General features: G+C 28.2%; 20 protein-coding genes. 11 read left to right on the top strand and 9 right to left on the bottom strand.

Annotation, left to right across the window (positions count from 1 at the left end; translation table 11 throughout):
• Nucleotides 1-4 precede the first annotated feature (4 nt).
• From Q0733_RS05005 to Q0733_RS04995, 3 genes are read left to right on the top strand one after another with little or no spacing between them, the layout of a single operon-like run.
• Nucleotides 5-466, top strand: a complete 462-nt coding sequence (locus Q0733_RS05005; RefSeq protein WP_298779703.1) for a GNAT family N-acetyltransferase — start codon at nt 5-7, stop codon at nt 464-466.
• 7 nt (nt 467-473) lie between these two features.
• Entirely contained in the window at nt 474-1,814 is a 1,341-nt protein-coding gene (locus tag Q0733_RS05000; protein WP_298779702.1) for a dihydroorotase, read from the top strand.
• A gap of 1 nt (nt 1,815) precedes the next feature.
• Nucleotides 1,816-2,280, top strand: a complete 465-nt coding sequence (locus Q0733_RS04995; RefSeq protein ID WP_298779700.1) for a DUF4296 domain-containing protein — start codon at nt 1,816-1,818, stop codon at nt 2,278-2,280.
• Here Q0733_RS04995 and Q0733_RS04990 read toward each other — a convergent pair.
• Nucleotides 2,270-3,271: an SDR family oxidoreductase gene (locus Q0733_RS04990; protein WP_298779698.1), complete on the bottom strand. Its 1,002-nt coding sequence runs from the start codon at nt 3,269-3,271 to the stop codon at nt 2,270-2,272. The two genes, Q0733_RS04995 and Q0733_RS04990, sit on opposite strands and share 11 nt — an antisense overlap.
• A gap of 62 nt (nt 3,272-3,333) precedes the next feature.
• Here Q0733_RS04990 and tyrS point away from each other — a divergent pair, with 62 nt between their 5' ends.
• Nucleotides 3,334-4,626: a tyrosine--tRNA ligase gene (gene tyrS, locus Q0733_RS04985; protein WP_298779695.1), complete on the top strand. Its 1,293-nt coding sequence runs from the start codon at nt 3,334-3,336 to the stop codon at nt 4,624-4,626.
• Nucleotides 4,627-4,715: 89 nt separating this feature from the next.
• On the opposite strand, the gene Q0733_RS04980 is transcribed toward tyrS, so the two are convergent.
• Entirely contained in the window at nt 4,716-5,159 is a 444-nt protein-coding gene (locus Q0733_RS04980) for a YHS domain-containing (seleno)protein (RefSeq protein ID WP_298779692.1), read from the bottom strand.
• 51 nt (nt 5,160-5,210) lie between these two features.
• Nucleotides 5,211-6,185, bottom strand: coding sequence for an acyl transferase (locus Q0733_RS04975; protein WP_298779689.1), 975 nt, complete (start codon nt 6,183-6,185; stop codon nt 5,211-5,213).
• A gap of 254 nt (nt 6,186-6,439) precedes the next feature.
• Here Q0733_RS04975 and Q0733_RS04970 point away from each other — a divergent pair, with 254 nt between their 5' ends.
• Nucleotides 6,440-6,784 (top strand): hypothetical protein, encoded by a 345-nt coding sequence (locus Q0733_RS04970; protein WP_298779686.1) that lies wholly within the window; start codon nt 6,440-6,442, stop codon nt 6,782-6,784.
• Here the strand turns inward: Q0733_RS04970 and Q0733_RS04965 are convergent.
• Nucleotides 6,772-7,836 (bottom strand): isoaspartyl peptidase/L-asparaginase family protein, encoded by a 1,065-nt coding sequence (locus tag Q0733_RS04965; RefSeq protein WP_298779683.1) that lies wholly within the window; start codon nt 7,834-7,836, stop codon nt 6,772-6,774. The genes Q0733_RS04970 and Q0733_RS04965 overlap by 13 nt on opposite strands.
• A 110-nt stretch (nt 7,837-7,946) precedes the next feature.
• Here Q0733_RS04965 and Q0733_RS04960 point away from each other — a divergent pair, with 110 nt between their 5' ends.
• The 6 genes from Q0733_RS04960 (at nt 7,947) to Q0733_RS04935 (ending at nt 12,941) form a co-directional block, all read left to right on the top strand.
• A complete protein-coding gene (locus Q0733_RS04960; protein WP_298779681.1) occupies nt 7,947-9,488 on the top strand; it encodes an aldehyde dehydrogenase family protein in 1,542 nt (513 codons plus the stop codon).
• Nucleotides 9,489-9,579: 91 nt separating this feature from the next.
• Complete coding sequence (locus tag Q0733_RS04955) at nt 9,580-10,155, top strand: peptidylprolyl isomerase (protein ID WP_298779678.1); 576 nt, start codon at nt 9,580-9,582, stop codon at nt 10,153-10,155.
• 82 nt (nt 10,156-10,237) lie between these two features.
• Nucleotides 10,238-10,681, top strand: coding sequence for a hypothetical protein (locus tag Q0733_RS04950; protein WP_298779675.1), 444 nt, complete (start codon nt 10,238-10,240; stop codon nt 10,679-10,681).
• Nucleotides 10,682-10,914: 233 nt separating this feature from the next.
• Complete coding sequence (locus Q0733_RS04945; RefSeq protein WP_298779673.1) at nt 10,915-11,043, top strand: hypothetical protein; 129 nt, start codon at nt 10,915-10,917, stop codon at nt 11,041-11,043.
• Nucleotides 11,044-11,236: 193 nt separating this feature from the next.
• Entirely contained in the window at nt 11,237-11,635 is a 399-nt protein-coding gene (locus Q0733_RS04940) for a hypothetical protein (protein ID WP_298779672.1), read from the top strand.
• A gap of 238 nt (nt 11,636-11,873) precedes the next feature.
• On the top strand, nt 11,874-12,941 hold the full coding sequence (locus Q0733_RS04935; protein ID WP_298779669.1) for a DUF1266 domain-containing protein: 1,068 nt from the start codon (nt 11,874-11,876) through the stop codon (nt 12,939-12,941).
• 66 nt (nt 12,942-13,007) lie between these two features.
• Here the strand turns inward: Q0733_RS04935 and Q0733_RS04930 are convergent, their stop codons facing one another.
• From Q0733_RS04930 to Q0733_RS04910, 5 genes are all read right to left on the bottom strand, one after another.
• On the bottom strand, nt 13,008-13,643 hold the full coding sequence (locus Q0733_RS04930) for a hypothetical protein (RefSeq protein ID WP_298779667.1): 636 nt from the start codon (nt 13,641-13,643) through the stop codon (nt 13,008-13,010).
• 6 nt (nt 13,644-13,649) lie between these two features.
• Nucleotides 13,650-14,402, bottom strand: coding sequence for an SDR family NAD(P)-dependent oxidoreductase (locus tag Q0733_RS04925; protein ID WP_298779665.1), 753 nt, complete (start codon nt 14,400-14,402; stop codon nt 13,650-13,652).
• 180 nt (nt 14,403-14,582) lie between these two features.
• Nucleotides 14,583-15,494 (bottom strand): hypothetical protein, encoded by a 912-nt coding sequence (locus tag Q0733_RS04920; protein ID WP_298779662.1) that lies wholly within the window; start codon nt 15,492-15,494, stop codon nt 14,583-14,585.
• 87 nt (nt 15,495-15,581) lie between these two features.
• A complete protein-coding gene (locus tag Q0733_RS04915; protein WP_298779660.1) occupies nt 15,582-16,061 on the bottom strand; it encodes a hypothetical protein in 480 nt (159 codons plus the stop codon).
• 124 nt (nt 16,062-16,185) lie between these two features.
• A complete protein-coding gene (locus Q0733_RS04910) occupies nt 16,186-17,652 on the bottom strand; it encodes a DUF3500 domain-containing protein (protein WP_298779658.1) in 1,467 nt (488 codons plus the stop codon).
• Nucleotides 17,653-17,741 lie beyond the last annotated feature (89 nt).

Raw genomic sequence — 17,741 nt, 5'->3', positions numbered from 1 at the left:
ACTTATGAATCATTTATATTTCAGAACTGCTACAATTGAAGATTTAAAAATCTTATTAGAATTTGAGCAAGGTGTTATAGAAGCTGAAAAACCTTTAGATCCTTTTTTAGCTAGTGGAGAGTTATTTTATTACAACATACCAGAATTAATTTCTGCAAAGCATATACATTTAATTGTTGCTGTAGTTAATAAAGAGTTAGTAGGTTCTGGTTATCTAAGAATAGAAAACTCCAGGCAATATCATAAAAACCCAAAACACGGTTATATTGGTTTTATGTATGTAAAACCAGCTTTTAGAGGTCAAAAAATTAGTTCAAAAATTTTAGAAAACTTAAAAACCTGGGCTAAAGAGCAAGAATTAAAAGAGCTAAGGTTAGATGTGTATAACAATAATATTGGCGCATTAAAAGCTTATGAAAATTTTGGTTTTGGTAAAAGTTTAGTAAATATGAGAATGGATATTTAATACAATTATGACGAAAAGTATTTTAATAAAAAACGCAAAAATAGTAAATGAAAACACTACTTTTTTAGGTGATGTTCTCATTGAAAACGAAATAATAAAAGAAATTTCTTCTGAAATAAATGCTTCTGAAAATACAGAAGTTATTAATGCTGAAGGTAAATATTTAATTCCTGGTTTTATAGATGACCAAGTACATTTTAGAGAACCCGGTTTAACACACAAAGCAAATATTGCCACAGAAAGTAAAGCTGCAATTGCTGGCGGAATTACTACTTTTATAGAAATGCCTAACACCGTACCGCAAGCAACAACCCAAGAGTTGTTAGAAAATAAGTTTGAAATAGCGTCAAAAGATTCTTATGCAAACTATTCTTTTATGTTTGGTGGGACCAATGATAATTTAGAAGAATTATTAAAGACAGATCCTAAAAAAGTTGCAGGTATAAAGCTTTTTCTAGGCTCATCTACTGGAAATATGTTGGTTGATAATAAAAGCGTGTTAGAGAAAATTTTTTCATCAACAAAAATGATTATTTCTGTGCATTGTGAAGATGAAGAAACTATCAGAAAAAATACGCAAGAATACAAAGATAAATTTGGTGACGATATTCCTGTAAAATATCATCCAATTATTAGAAGCGAAGAAGCTTGTTATTTATCATCATCAAAAGCAATTGAATTAGCAAAGAAAACGGGTGCAAGATTACACGTTTTTCATTTGTCAACAGCTAAAGAAACTGAGCTTTTTAGAAACGATATTCCGTTAAAAGAAAAACAAATTACTGCTGAGGTTTGCATACATCATTTATGGTTTAATGATAAAGATTATGAAGAAAAAGGAACTCATATTAAATGGAACCCTGCGGTAAAAACCGAAAAAGACAGATTGGGTTTATGGGAAGCTTTATTAGATGACAGAATTGATGTTTTGGCTACAGATCATGCGCCACATACTTTAGAAGAAAAAGACAATGTTTATACAAAAGCACCAAGTGGTGGTCCATTGGTACAACACGCAGTTACTGCAATTTTAGAAAAAGTAAAAGAAGGTGTTATTTCTATTGAAAAAGCAGTTGAAAAAATGAGTCATAATCCTGCAATATTATTTCAAATTGAAAAACGCGGATTTATAAAAGAAGGATTTTATGCAGATTTAGTTTTAATTGATACCAACAAACCACAAACGGTTGCTAAAGAAAATATTTTATACAAATGCGGATGGTCTCCTTTTGAAGGAACTACCTTTTCATCAACCATAACACATACTTTTGTGAATGGAAATTTAATGTATAATAATGGTATTTTTAATGATAAAATTAAAGGAAAGAGAATTACTTTTAATAGATAAAATGAAAAAATTAATTTCCATATTTGTTCTTATTTTTTTAGGTTCTTGTACAAGTAATACAATTTTTGAAAAACCAAAAAACTTGATTCCTAAAGACAGTATGAGTCTTTTAATTCAAGAAATGATGATTGCTTCTTCATCAAAATTTATGAAAAATAAAAACAATCAAAAAAAACTAGAATACATGTCTTTAGTGTACGATCGTTTTAAAATTGATAGTGTTCGTTTTCAAAGCAGTAATTTGTATTATTTATCTAAGATTGATTTGTATCAAGAAATTTTTGAAGACGCTAAGATTTCTTTAGAAACTAAAAAAGAAAAATATTCTACGTTAAAAAAAGAGTTAGATTCTTTAAAAAAAGATTCACTTAGTAAAATTAAAAAAGGGAAAATTATAAATAAAGATAGTAGTTTCAAGAAAAAAAATTTTACAGATAATTTATTAAAAAGAGAACTTAATAATTAGTGTAATTTTTACACACATTTTCAATTGTTTTCTTAACTCTTTCAAACTCAAAATTTAATGTTTTCTTTATTTTTTCTGATGAATAATTAGAAATTGAATGCGCAGATCTTGCAGAATATTTACTTAACAAAGGTTCTTTACCAGTAATTATTGAAATTAGCCAAGAAATTTTCCAAAATAAAGACGTTTGCCAAGGTTTTATTTTTTTTGATGGTCTTTTTTTATTAAAAGCATCTGCCATTAAAAAAAAGATTTCTTTAAAAGATTTATTTTCAGAAACAAGAATAAAACGTTCGTTTTTAACATCAGAATTCATCAATAAAATCATTGGATTTACAACATCTTGTACAGAAACAAAACCCGTAATACCTTCTGTATAATAGTTAAATTCATTATAAGCCTTACTGAATAGTTTACCAGAACCTGTATTAAAAAAACAGCTTCCTAAAATTACTCCAGGGTTTACAATAATTACCTTAATACCTTCTTGACTTGCTCGCCAAACTTCCATTTCCGCACCAAATTTAGTAATAGAATATCCGCTATTATCAGATTCTTTATTCCATTCATTTTCTTCAGTAATTAGAGCATTATTTAAAGAACCTCCAACAGAAGCAATAGAACTTACAAAACACAATTTATTAACTTTTGCATCAATACAAAGATTTACAATTATTGCTGTACCATGAATATTAATTTTACGCATTTCTCTATAATCTTTATGATTAAAAGAAATAAATGCAGCACAATGATAAACTTGTTTTACATCAACAAAAACAGGAATCATAGAAGGAACATCGGTAATATCAGCTTTAATCCACTCTATTTTAGAGAAAAGTTTTTCATCATTCGTATAAAAAGAAAATACTTTTTTTACATTTTCTAAAGACGTTTTTGTTCTATAAATAGCTCTAATTTTATCATTTTGTAAACTTAAATGATACAATAAATGCGAACCAACTAAACCTGTGCCTCCAGTAACTAAAATCATACAACGAATTTAGCATATTTTGGTTGATAAACTTATATTTGCCAACTGATAAATTGAAGATAATGAAGAATTTTATTGAAGAATTACAATGGAGAGGAATGTTGCACGATAGCATGCCAGGAACAGAAGAACATTTGTTAGAAGAAATGAGAAGTGCGTATGTTGGTTTTGATCCAACGGCAGATTCTTTGCATATTGGAAACTTAGTGCCAATTATGTTACTAGCTCATTATCAAAGATGTGGGCATAGACCCATTGCTTTGGTTGGTGGTGCAACTGGTATGATTGGTGACCCTTCAGGTAAATCTGCTGAACGTAATTTATTAGATGAAAGTACTTTAAGACACAATCAAGAATGTGTAAAAGCACAATTGGGGGATTTTTTAGATTTTACTTCTAATGCAGAAAATGCTGCAATTTTAGTTAATAATTACGATTGGATGAAAGATATTTCATTCTTAGAATTTATTAGAGATATCGGTAAACATATTACTGTAAATTATATGATGGCTAAAGATTCTGTGAAAAACAGAATTAGTTCTGAATCTAAAGATGGTATGTCTTTTACAGAGTTTACATACCAAATGGTACAAGGATATGATTTTTTACATTTGTTTAGAGAAAACGCTACTACAATTCAAATGGGAGGTTCTGATCAATGGGGAAATATTACAACCGGAACTGAATTAATTAGAAGAATTGGTGGTGGTAAAGGATATGCAATTACGTGTCCTTTAATTACAAAATCTGATGGTTCTAAATTTGGAAAATCTGAAGGTGGAAACGTTTGGTTAGATGCTAAAAGAACATCTGCTTATAAATTTTACCAATATTGGTTAAATACTTCTGATGAAGATGCAGAAAAATATATTAAAATATTTACGTTTTTAGACCAAGAAACAATCAATAAATTAATTGAAGAACATAAAGAAGCACCACACGTTCGTGTTTTACAAAAACGTTTAGGAGAAGAAGTTACGGTTTTAGTACACGGAAAAGAGGAATATGAAAAAGCAATTGCAGCTTCTAATATTTTATTCGGAAAATCTACTGCTTCGGATTTAAAATCTTTAGATGAACAAACTTTTTTAGACGTGTTTGATGGGGTGCCCCAAGCCACAATTACACCTGCAGATTTTTCTGAAGGGTTGGATATGATTGGAGCTTTATCTGCTAAAACTAATTTTTTAAACTCTAATGGCGATGCTAGAAGAGCTTTAAAAGAAAATGCAATTTCTGTTAATAAAGAAAAAGTTAAAGACGATTACAGTATAACTTCAAATGATTTAATTGCTAATAAATATGTGCTTTTACAACGTGGTAAAAAAACTTATTATTTATTGGTTATTGAATAAAATTTGAAAACTTTCTAATTTAAAAAAGAGCTGTGTGATGCAGCTCTTTTTTGTTTTACTTCAAAAATAAATCAATTATAAGGTTAATTTTATTTATTATTTTTAGTCCAATTTTGATCTGCCTTTTCTTTTAATTTTTCAGCACCTTCCTTATTCCAAAGCTCTAACGTATTTGTACCCCAAGAATTATAAAATAAGTATAACTTGTTGTCTCTAATTTCAAAAGTTTCAGGATTTATTTTTACTTTTTTTCCTGTTTTACCAATTGCATAAGCACAAAAACCCCCATATTGTGGAATATATTTATGTGGATTTTTTTTAAAAATGGCTAAATTTTCCTTTGATAAAAACTTAAATTTCACATTATCAAAAGTAGTTGAAAACTCCTTTTTTCCTTTTTCAGCTTTGTTCTTAAAATACGCAACTACATCGTAACCTTCTGCAATATATCCTTTTTTGGTATTATAATTTGTTTTTTGTGAAAAAATAGAAGTAGATATGACTAAAAAAAGTATTGAAAAAAAGAATTTCATAAGTATAAGTTTTTCATTATGTCGTTAAAAAACCCTTTAAATTACAAAAAACTATAGCACCATTAAATTACAGCCTCTAATATCAGAATTATCAAAACGTCCAATAATCTCAAAAGTATTATTTTGGTGTACTTTTCCTAAATCTTGTGTGGCTATAAATGAACAAGAATTGTAGTTTGCCAAATCAATTACATTAATTCCGCCAGCTTTTTCATTGGGTAAAATAGTTAAAGCATCTTCAGTATCTCTAGTTAAAATTTTCATCCAAGGCGGCGTTTCAAAAATTCCATTTCCTTTAGAATATGCTTGACTTAATAATTCTGTCATTCCATATTCAGAATGAATTTTATTAACTCCAAAACCGTTTTCTAACAATAGATGCAACTCATTTCTTATCAATTCTTTTCTTCTACCTTTCATGCCACCAGTTTCCATAATTATGGTGTTTTTTAGATTGAATTGATGTTTTTCAATCAAATCTAACAAAGCAAAAGAAACTCCAATTAATAATATTTTTTGCCCCTTTCTATCCAAATTGATAAGTTTTTTAGCCAATTCATCTAAATTATTTAAGTAAAACCCACTTTCAGAATTGTTAGATTTACTAATTAAATCATTAACCATAAAAGTTAATGAAGAACCTTTACGTTCTAAATAATTGGGTAATAAAGCTAGCACAACATAGTCTTTGATATTTCCATAAAAATTGGAAAATCCTTTTAAATAACTTTCTTTATAAAGGTTAATATCGGTTACAAAATGTTTACTTTTTATACTTCCTGTGGTGCCAGAACTTGTAAAAATTTCTGCTGCTTTTTGGGTTGATGAAACAACTTCTCTCAATTTAAAAAACTGAATTGGTAAAAACGGAATTTGTTCTATTTTAGTAACATCAGAAGGATGTTTATTAATTAAATCGCAAAAAGAACGATATACTTTATTGTTTTTAAACTGATGTTTAAAAACTGCCAAAGAAGTTTCTAAGAAATCTTCATCATTTTTAATATTAAAAATATTTTTTTGCATATCCTTTTGCAAAAATAGCTAATAAAATAAAAGTATTTGGAAACTTAATGATTTCATTATTGTTGTTTAGAATATTATTAAACTTCTAATAAATTTCCTTCTTTATATATTAGTTTTCTAATTACAAGGTTTTTACAACTATTAAATTTATCATTTTAACGAAAAAATTATGATAAATTTAATTTTGGTATTAAATTTGTTACATTATTATTTTAAATTAAAAAAAAATGTATTAACTATTAAAAATGTGAAGAATGAATGTTCAAATCTCGACTTACAGAACAATAAGTGGAACAAAAGAAATTGTTGAAGTTCCAAGAAAAAAAACAACTCAATGGGTTATTTATCAAGACAATAAGCCTAAATTTTATGTAGACTTTTTTGACTTAAAAAATGAATCTAATTCTATGATGAATAGTTTAGTTTTATGTGGTAAAAAACCAATTAAAGAAGTTTTAGAATTGATAAACAAGAGAAATAATATTTCTTTATCGATTCCAAAAATATCTAAACTTGGTTTAAAAAAGAAAATTAAATCAGAAATTAAAGATTTAAATTTACAACCATTACCAGAACAATGGTTAGATTATTCTTTATAAATTTTTAAAACTAACTTCCCCTTTTCATTCATTGAGGCCCTATACATACCTTCGGTATTAAACTCAAAACTCATATTTCCCTTTTTATCAATTGCCACTACACCTCCAGTACCTCCAAGTTTCGTTAACTTATTTTTAATTACATCTTTTGTAGCATCTTTTAATGATTTATTTTGATATTCCATCTGTGCAGAAATATCATAAGCAACTTGACTCCTTATAAAATATTCTCCCCAACCAGTAGAAGAAACCCCACAAGTTTTATTATTAGCATAAGTTCCTGAACCAATAATAGGAGCATCACCAATTCTACCCCAACGTTTATTTGTCATTCCTCCAGTAGAAGTTCCAGCAGCAAGATTTCCATGCTTATCTAATGCAACACAACCTACAGTTCCAAATTTTGCGTTTTTAATATCTGCATCATAAAAAGCTGCTTTTTTATCATCATGATCTAATTCAATTTTTTCTCTTTCTTTTATTCTTTGTAATGATTTAAAACGCCTTTCAGTATAAAAATAACTAGGATCCACTATTTCTAATCCTTTTTCTTTTGCAAAAATTGATGCCCCTTTACCTGAAAGCATCACATGATCTGAATCAGTCATTACTTTTATAGCTAATTCTATTGGGCTTTTTACATTTGTTACCCCAGCAATTGCACCAGCATTTAATGTTTCTCCATCCATAAAAGAAGCATCTAATTCATTGGTTTCTTCATGGGTAAAAACAGCTCCTTTTCCTGCATTAAACAATGGAGATTCTTCCATCACCTGTATTGTTTTCATAACTGCTTCTTGGCTGGTTCCACCTTTTTTAAGAATTAAATACCCAACTTTTATAGCTTCTTCTAACTTATTTTTATACTCCAATTCTTTTTCATCAGACATGTTTTTTTTTAAAATTGTACCAGCACCTCCATGAATTATAATAGCAAAATCATTTACTTTTTTATCATTATTTGTTGTTATAACTGTATTATGCTTTTTTTCTGATGTTGGATTACACCCTAAAAAAAATAAAACTGAAGTAAAAAAGAAAAAATTTTTCATTATTTTATGTTTAAATTTAAACAATAATCATTGTTTTTGTTAAATATATATATGTCTGAAATTATTCGTAATTTCGGACTTCAATTTAAACAATTAAATTAGACTGCAAAATGACAGATTTTGGAATTAAAGAAACATTACAAAAACTAGGTTTAAAAGATATAAACGAAGGATCTTCAACTGGTTCTAATAATTTTTCTAATGGAAAAATTATAGAATCGTATTCTCCTGTTGATGGTAAATTAATAGGAAAAGTAAAATCGACTACGAAAGAAGATTATGAAAAAGTAATGGAATCTGCCTCTAAAGCTTTCTTAACCTTTAGAGATATTCCTGCCCCACAAAGAGGAGAAATTGTACGTCAATTTGGAAATAAATTAAGAGATTTAAAAGAACCTTTAGGAAAGTTAGTTTCTTATGAAATGGGAAAATCGTTACAAGAAGGTTATGGAGAAGTACAAGAAATGATTGATATTTGCGATTTTGCTGTTGGGTTGTCAAGACAATTAAATGGGCAAACAATACCATCTGAAAGGCCAGGTCATGTAATGAGAGAACAATGGCATCCCATTGGTGTTGTTGGTATTATTTCTGCATTTAATTTTCCAGTAGCAGTTTGGGCTTGGAACACTGCTTTAGCTTGGATTTGTGGTGATGTTTGCGTTTGGAAAGCTAGTGAAAAAGCACCTTTATGTGCTGTAGCTTGTCAAAATATTATTGCTGAAATTTTAAAAAACAACAACTTACCAGAAGGAGTTTCTTGTATTATAAATGGAGATTATAAAGTTGGTGAAATGATGACTGCTGATGCAAGAATTCCGTTAGTTTCTGCAACTGGATCTACAAGAATGGGTAGAATTGTAGGTGCAACTGTTGCACAACGTTTTGGAAAATCTTTATTAGAATTAGGAGGTAATAATGCAATAATTATTACACCAACGGCAGATTTAAAAGTAGTTGTACCAGGTGCTGTTTTTGGTGCTGTTGGAACTTGCGGACAAAGATGTACTTCAACAAGAAGATTAATTATACACGAATCTGTGTATAATAAAGTACGTGATGCCATTGTTGGAGCCTATAAACAGTTAACAATTGGAAATCCTTTAGATGAGAAAAATCATATTGGACCATTAATTGACCATGATGCTGTAAACACCTATTTAACTGCCATAGAAAAAGCAAAATCCGAAGGAGGTAATGTATTAGTTGAAGGTGGTGTTTTAAAAGGTAAAGGATATGAATCTGGTTGTTATGTTAAGCCAGCAATTATTGAAGCTGAAAATCATTTTGAAATTGTACAACATGAAACTTTTGCACCAATTTTATATTTAATGAAATATACTGGAGAAGTAGAAAATGCTATCCAAAAACAAAATGGTGTTGCACAAGGATTGTCTTCTGCAATTATGACAAATGAGATGAAAGAAGCTGAAAAATTCTTATCATATGCAGGTTCAGATTGCGGAATTGCCAATGTAAATATTGGTACTTCTGGTGCCGAAATTGGTGGTGCTTTTGGTGGTGAAAAAGAAACTGGAGGTGGAAGAGAATCTGGTTCTGATGCATGGAAAGTTTATATGCGAAGACAAACAAATACTATAAACTACTCTGATGAATTGCCTTTAGCACAAGGTATTAAATTTGATTTATAATTTAAAATATTTAATTTAGCCCACTCAAATGAGTGGGCTTTTTGTTTAAAAAGAATAATGCTTATTTTTATATAAATTAAACAAAATATTTATGAAAAAAATTATTTACTTATATATTGTTTTGATCTTCGTTTCATGCAAATCAGAAAAAAACTACAATGTTGGGCAGATTAAAACTTCTAAAGGTGAAATTTTAATTTGGTTATATGATGAAACACCAAAACACAAAGAAAGTTTTACTCAATTAGCTAATGATGGTTATTGGGATAATTATACATTTAATCGTGTAATACCAGATTTTGTTGCGCAAGGAGGATGCCCAGATACCCCTGAAGGTTTTAATGATCCAGAGTATTTATTAGAACCAGAATTTAATGAAAATTTAAGTCATGTTTACGGAGCTGTAGGCGCTGGGCGTGATGATAACCCAAAAATGCTTTCTGCAAGATGTCAATTTTATATTGTCCAAAATAAAAATGGCTTAAGCAGGTTAGATAACAAATACACCATTTTTGGCAAAGTTATCAAGGGAATGGATGTTGTAAATAACATAACAAATATAGAACGAGATTCTACAAACAAACCCCTAAAAAATATCCAATTAGATATAAACATAATTAAAATGAAAGCATCAGAATTAAAAAAAATTAACTTTACTAACTTCTGATAAAAGTCATAAAACAAACATAATATTGGTATTAATAATCTTAAAAACAACCAAAATTAAAAATACCTAAATAGACTAAAAATTGAATAAACATTTAAAAATCAGCTTAATAATATTTCTTATTATATTCGTTTTAGGTTTCATATCTATATGGAAGTTTTTAGGAAAACCTTACTATAAAATTAGTCTTTTAGGAACAGAATTTATTGAAAATGCTTCCGAATTAACTTATGTAAATGAAAAACTCTTTTTGGTTAAAAAATATAAATATTCTAAAGATGTATTACTTTTAGGATTTGGAGGCGGTAACTCTTCAACTATTGATTATTACTCTTACGGTGTTGCAGATAAGGATAAAAATATTCTGATTGATCCTAAATATCAATTTATTTCATCAAAAGTGAACTCTAAAAAAGAACCAATAATTTATGGACTTCCACATATTGAAAAAGGAAATGAAATAGAAATATTTTATAGATTTAAAAATAATTCGGTTGAACTAATTAGTAAAAAAGATAGCTGGTAACATTTTGTCTAATTCATTGTTAATGATGGTATACTTATAAAATTTTTATGCTCGTATTTTTTTGATAAATTAGATGAGGAAATATTTACCATATTAACGAAAAATAAACCTTATTTTTACTGATAACCATTTTATTATGGTTGTATATTATAGTTAGCTTTAATGCATTAGCAAGTTTTCGGAAACTGAATTCTGAACACAAAAAAAGAAAGTTAAAAAGACGAAAAAGAAAAATGGCAGAATGTATCACTTGTGGAGAATACACGAAATTTAATGGCGGACTTTGTTTTTCCTGTTATAAAAAAGAAGGAAAATCTAAAGATAAATTAACTTCAGAAAAAGAAACTGAAAAAAAAAAATAAAAACGAAAAAGACGGAATCTAAACTGAAAGAAAACCCTTGGATTTCAAGTATTCAGTCACGGAATGGAGAATTCGATTCCTGGAATAAAAGATTTATTAAAACGAATGTAAAATTCTGAAATAGGTTGACTAAAATTTTAATCACTTTTAGTTAAACTATGGAGAATTAAAAATTTAAAATAACAAAACATTTATGCTTGGAAAAATTCATTTTTATTTTGGAATTATAGCCGTTATAATTTTTCTTCTAACTGGACAATATATGCATCACAATTTTGGCCACCTAAAGGATATGGAATTAATGAATAGAGCATTGTTTAGAGCAGGTCACTTATATATTTTATTGTTTGGTTTAATAAATATTTCACTTGGAACACACTTTAAAATTTCTGAAATAATTTTTATAAAAAGAGTTCAACAATTTGGCTCTACAATTATTTTTATGGCTACTTTTTTAGTTATCTATGGTTTTTTTACAGAATTACCTACTGAACAAATTGAAAGACCTTTAACAAGAAATAGTTTATATCTAATTTTATTTGGAGTATCGGTTCACGGTCTGATTTCTTTAATAAAAAAAAATAAAATTTAGTCCATAATTTATTGTTAGTTATAGCATATCTAAAAAACTATATACAATAGCGTTGTATATATTTAAACAAATGAAAGATGAAAAATTTTACCATATTAGTGAAAAAAAATCTTACTTTTACCAATAAACATTGGTTATTTTTTAAAATTATAGCTGTTTTTATGAAACACTTGATCGATATAGTAAACACTCTATCTTAATATTATTCATAATCAAAAGGTTAAAAAATAAAAAAATTATGCTACAAAATCATATAGGTGAGCTACAAATAAAGCCTAAAAAAAGAAACCTTGGCGATATGCAAGACCTTCCTTTAAAAGGGAGATTGGCAATCACGTTTTCCATTTACGGATCTGTAATTTTTATTATTCTAGCTTGTACCATTAATCAATTACCGCTATCAGAAAACACCTTGTTAATTGTTGATATTATCTCTGGATTACTGGTTTTATTTTGTATTTACACTTTTGTATCTAAATCTAGATACTACAAATACGAGCATATTCATCAACAAAAAAATTATTACAAATGGGGTAATGTAAAACCTACTACACAAAAACAGTTAGAAGCATTACAACTCATTGCCTTTTCAAGATATAAATACAAAGGTTGGACAGACACTTTAGAATCTAGACCTGTAGAAGTTAGAGTTAAACACATACCTGATTTTAGAAAAAAACTAGATTGGTTTAAAATACGAACCCAAGAAGAAGAAATTTTAGATTGGATTGACTCTTGGGGATTAACTTCTAGAAAAAAATACGAAGAACATTATAATAACCTTATCAATGGAAGTCATACCCCAGAATTTCTTCTTAACTATAATAAATATCCCAATTGGAAAGAACGTTTAATAGAACTAACCGAATTACCAGAAGACTATTTTAATGCATGTTTTGAAAATGATGGTTCAAAACCTAAAAAATTAATTTGGGCATGGGATTTATGGAGAGCCATTATGTTGAGTACGGCCGCCTTTGAATGTGGCTTTATCGCAGAGGATGAAGCTTGGGAAAGAATTTATCGCGTTTCAGACATTTGTCATTATTTATTTGATGACCTTGATGATTTTCACAATAACATGCGATTAGGACATGCATATTGGTGCAATAATCAAAAGCAAGCATTTGAAAGAAAAAATGATGTAAACGCTTTTGTGAACGCAAAAATTGGAGAAAGAAGATTGGTTAATGATGTTGCTTGGACCAAAATAGACAAAGCCGAATTAACCGAAAACATGAAAGATGATTTTGCTTCTCATATTGATGAAATTGAAAATAAACCAACTAAAATAGGATTCAATTAAAAAATTTCTTCAGAATTTTTAAGCTCTTATTTTACTTAAAAAAATAATACAATTTTTTGTGTATTTTTAACTTAACAAGTTTAATTCTTTTAATAAATTTTGTCTAGCTTTTTCTTCAAATAAACATTGATATTTTTCCGTAAAAAAAAGATTTTTTCGATTCAAAAAATGCTTTAAAACTTTCTTTCTTCCTGGTTTATATAAAAAATCTGGATACATACTATATTCTTTTCTAATCTGCTGAATATAGTTTTTATAAACTGACCAATTTTGACCCAAAATTGATAAATCAAAATCTAAAAGAAATCCATTATCATTCCCTTCTTCAAGAATAATTTTATGAGATTTTGTTGATATTATTAATTGATAAACCTTATCAATATTTAAAATTCCTTTTGTGATTTTTTTTAAAGTCGATTTTGCAAAATCAGCACTTTTTTCTTCATTTTTTTTAGAAGTAGCTTTATAAATAATATCATGAAACCAAATAGCAAACAAAATTTCATCATAATCTACTAACTGATTCTTATTTTCAACTGCTTTTAACAACATTGATTCAATATGACTCAAATTATGATAATATCTTTTCTTTTCTGAATAATTCTTTTTGATTTTATTCCAATAAAAATTTAATAATTGATGGTCTTGGCAATGTTTTTTGCCAAGTTCAATCCAGTTTTTATATAATTTATCAGATTTCAAATTAAATTAACTTCTATTCAAAATAGTAGGAGTCGCTTGCGCTGTTGGATACACCACTAAATCTTCAATATTTACATGATAAGGCCTTGTAACAACAAAGTGAATAATATCAGCAATATCATTAGCTTGCAAAGCTTTATAACCTGTATAAACCGATTTTGCTTTTTCTTTATCGCCTTTAAAACGCACATCTGAGAATTCTGTTTCTACGGCACCTGGATGAATTCCAGAAACACGAATATTGTGTTTATTCAAATCAATTCTCATAGCCTTATTTAAGGCGTCTACAGCGTGTTTAGAGGCGCAATATACATTTCCATTAGCATATACATCTTTTGCGGCTATAGAGCCTATATTTACTATAAAACCATTGTTTCTTAGAGTCATTTGAGGAATGATAGCTTTTGAAACATATAACAACCCTTTTACATTAATATCTAACATGGCATCCCAATCATCTATACTACCTTCTTGAATGGTTGATAAACCGTGGGCATTACCTGCATTATTTATTAAAATATCTATTTCTTTAAAGTTTTCTGGTAACGATTTTATTGCTGTAAAAACTTCTTCTCTTTTAGAAACATCAAATTGTAAAGTTGTAACTTCTGTTAGTTTAGATAGTTCATCTTTAAGTTGTTTTAAACGTTCTAATCTTCTACCACAAAGAATTAATCTAATTTTATTTTTAGCAAAAAGTTGTGCTGTTGCTTTTCCTATTCCTGAAGTTGCTCCTGTTATAAATGCAGTTTTATTCATCAATTTTAATATTGTTTTTATTACTTTAAAATTATGAAAACTTGAGGTTTAATTTACTTTTTATATGTGTTTTTTTTACAAAAATGTAAACAAGAAAAATCCACCCTCCTCAGGGTGGATTCTCTTTCAATTAGCTATTTAAAAATAGCCAACCAAAAATCAACTAACCAAACTTTATTTTTAATTTCTTTTACTCTTTATTTTTCTTTTTACTTTAGTACGTTTTCGATTATTATTCCTTACTACAGGTTCTGTACTTTTAACTTTATTACCTTTTAAATACTGTATAAAACCTCTTCCAGTAAAATCGTATGTGGTTTCTGTTTCTATATGGTAAAGACGAATATTACTATCATTAATAACGCTCAATTCAAACTCCTCTATATCTCCGCCATCATAATTAAGTGTTAAAATTTTAAGATCATCATAACCTGTTACATCATACACTTCATATCCACCTACATAACTCCAATCTAATAAATCAATATCTGTGCCAAGATTATCTTGAGAGCTGTAAAAAGTTGTTAAATTTTCTGGTGTAAATGCTAAATAATTTTCATCATCAAAAGTGTTTAGAGTTCCTCCAAAAGTGTCTGTTTTTTCCCAAGCTATGTATTCTTGTAAAAAATACTCTATGTTTTCATAAAACAATTTATCATAATCAAAATTGTTTGTATTGTAACCTATAAGGTAATAATCTACATTTTCTATGTAATTATAAATTCTTATTTCATTGTTAGAAATTATGGTTACTTCAAAATCGTTTACGCCATCAATATCATGAATAGTTTCTAATACTCCGTTATATGTATTGTAATTTCCAACATCAATACCCAAACCATTACCTGTTATTCCAATATCTGTAATATTGTTATTGGCATATAAAATTCCATTTCTAAATGATAAAGTAAATGCTCTAGAAACAAACGGTACATCTCCACTACCAGTTGTTCTATGGTAATCTACATACCATAAATCATATTCAGAAACTACTTCTTCTAAAGTTGGTTGATAATCATTAAAAACTGTTGTACAAGAACTAAATAACGTTGCTGTAATAATAATTGTTATAAGTAATTTTAATGATTTCATAAGCTTTGTATTTATGGTTATACTTATGAATATTCAAATTGTGTGCCAAAAAAAAATTCACTCTAAAAAGAATGAATTAATTGTTTTTTAATTTCTTGGTCGTGCAGAAGGAAAAAATACAGGCTTTCCTTTTTTTAGGTTTTCTATTTTGAAGTATTTTACTTTATTGTCTATTTTATAACTAATTACGGCTTCATTTTCTTTTAATTCAAAAGGAAGTTTATTAATTTCAGGTATCTTATTATGAAGTTCTTTTTTAGAATCAACATCTAAAATCAAATCGTTCTTTTTTACTGAAGTATTAAAATGACCAACAATTACTTTACTATCTTTTCCAGGTTTTACTTCTAATTTTGAAATTCTTTTTGAATAATAAAGACTATCAAACTCAATTTCTTTATCTGAAGTATATCTGATTACTACATTCATACCACTACTTCCAGGTTGTCCTCCAACCCAATTTGTGTACACAGCAGATTCAACATTAAATGGCGGGTTTTCTACTAACTTTGTACTACCGCATTGAGAAAATCCAAATAGCATGGTTAAGATTGATAAAAATTTCATGATTTTCATTTTTATTGGTTTTTTATGAGTCAAATTCAAATGTTATGCCAATATATAAAAAAGAAAAGCGATTTAAGAAATTCTTAAATCGCTTTTTAATTTCAAAATAAAATATCTAATCAAATTAACTTTTGTGTGTATGACTATGCCCATTTTTATGTGTATGAGTATCTTCATGACTATGAGAGGCTTTCTCTACATTCATTTTTACTTTATAATCAAACTTCTTTGTACTTAAAGCATGATGATCTGCTAATGCATAATGTTCTAATAATGTTTTAGGACCATCTTGATTAATCATAAGAGCAAAAATACCATAATCGCCACCATTATCTGTTGCTGGATTATTTGGAATACGTGTTATTGAATGAACATGATTATAGTCTGCAATTGTACTAGCATTAGCACCAGTAGAACCTTCAGTATTAAACTCTGCCCATAAATACGGGTTGTAAATTCTATAATAAAACTCTGATGTTGCTGTAGGTGTACTTCCTGAGTCATTTATCCAAACAAAGTAAGTATCATCAATATTTGCAGAAATATCTGCCCACCAAACATCAGCAAATGTACCTGTTAAGTTATAAACGTATTCTTTCATAACTGTAATTAAGTTTGCTTGTGCTGTTGTAGACATATCAGAATATTTTAAACCAGTTTCAAAACCAGAATAATCGTAATCTCCTTTATATGGATCTTCATCTCCATTCATATCTGCAGGACCAACTTCTAAAGAGTGAGTTGTAGATTCTGTTACAGCTGCAGCAATTTCTGTAGTACTTAAACTATTATAAAGTGTTAATGCTAAATCTCTTTCATCTTTAAAAATATCAAAATCGATACCGTTATAAGTGTCAGCCGCAGGTTCTCCTCCTAAAAATGCTGGTACTATAGAAATATTATCTCCATGCACTAAGAAATTTACAACACAGTGGTGCCCATCCAATTGAAAACCCCAAGAACCACTAGTTTCAGGATCTCCAAACATATCAATAGAATAGAAACCTGGATCCCATACAGTACTCATAATTTCACTTAACCATCCTTCAGATAATTCTGTAATTTCATATACTTTTTGGTAACCGTCTGCACTTAAAAATAATTGTAAAATATCTTTAAATGCTTCTAATTGCGTATCACTTAAATCATCATAAGTAATTCCATCTCTGTTACCATTATTTGCTGGTGTATTATGCCATAAATAAAAACGCTCGTCATCTAAACAAACAGAACCTTCTTCTAATAAAGTTGATGATAAAGAAGATCTAAAAGCAACCATTGCTGTACGCATTGCTTCAATTTCTGTATTTGTTGATTGATCTACTTCACCGGTTGTTTCACATGCTGCAGAACTTCCGCTACCATCATCTGTATCGTCTGTATCGCTACTGTTAGATACATAACCATCTGGTTGTTCACAAGCTGAAAGAGTAACGCTTGCATTTCCTAATCCATCTCCATCGGCATCTTCATACCATGTAGATTCAGTACAAGAATCATCTTCTACTGCATCATCACTCCCACACGATAATAATAATGAAACCATAAAAAATATGGTTAATAATTGTATGCTTTTAAACATCTTTTTCATTATATATAAATTTTAAATTAAACTATTTGTTAATGTAAATCTATACTTAACTCCAATTATTTAAAAATAATAGAGGTCAAAGTGACGTT

The sequence above is a fragment of the uncultured Polaribacter sp. genome (assembly GCF_947500975.1).
Classification (GTDB): Bacteria; Bacteroidota; Bacteroidia; order Flavobacteriales; family Flavobacteriaceae; genus Polaribacter.
Note: the sequence above shows the minus strand (reverse complement) of the source record. Positions and strands in the feature narration are given on the sequence as shown.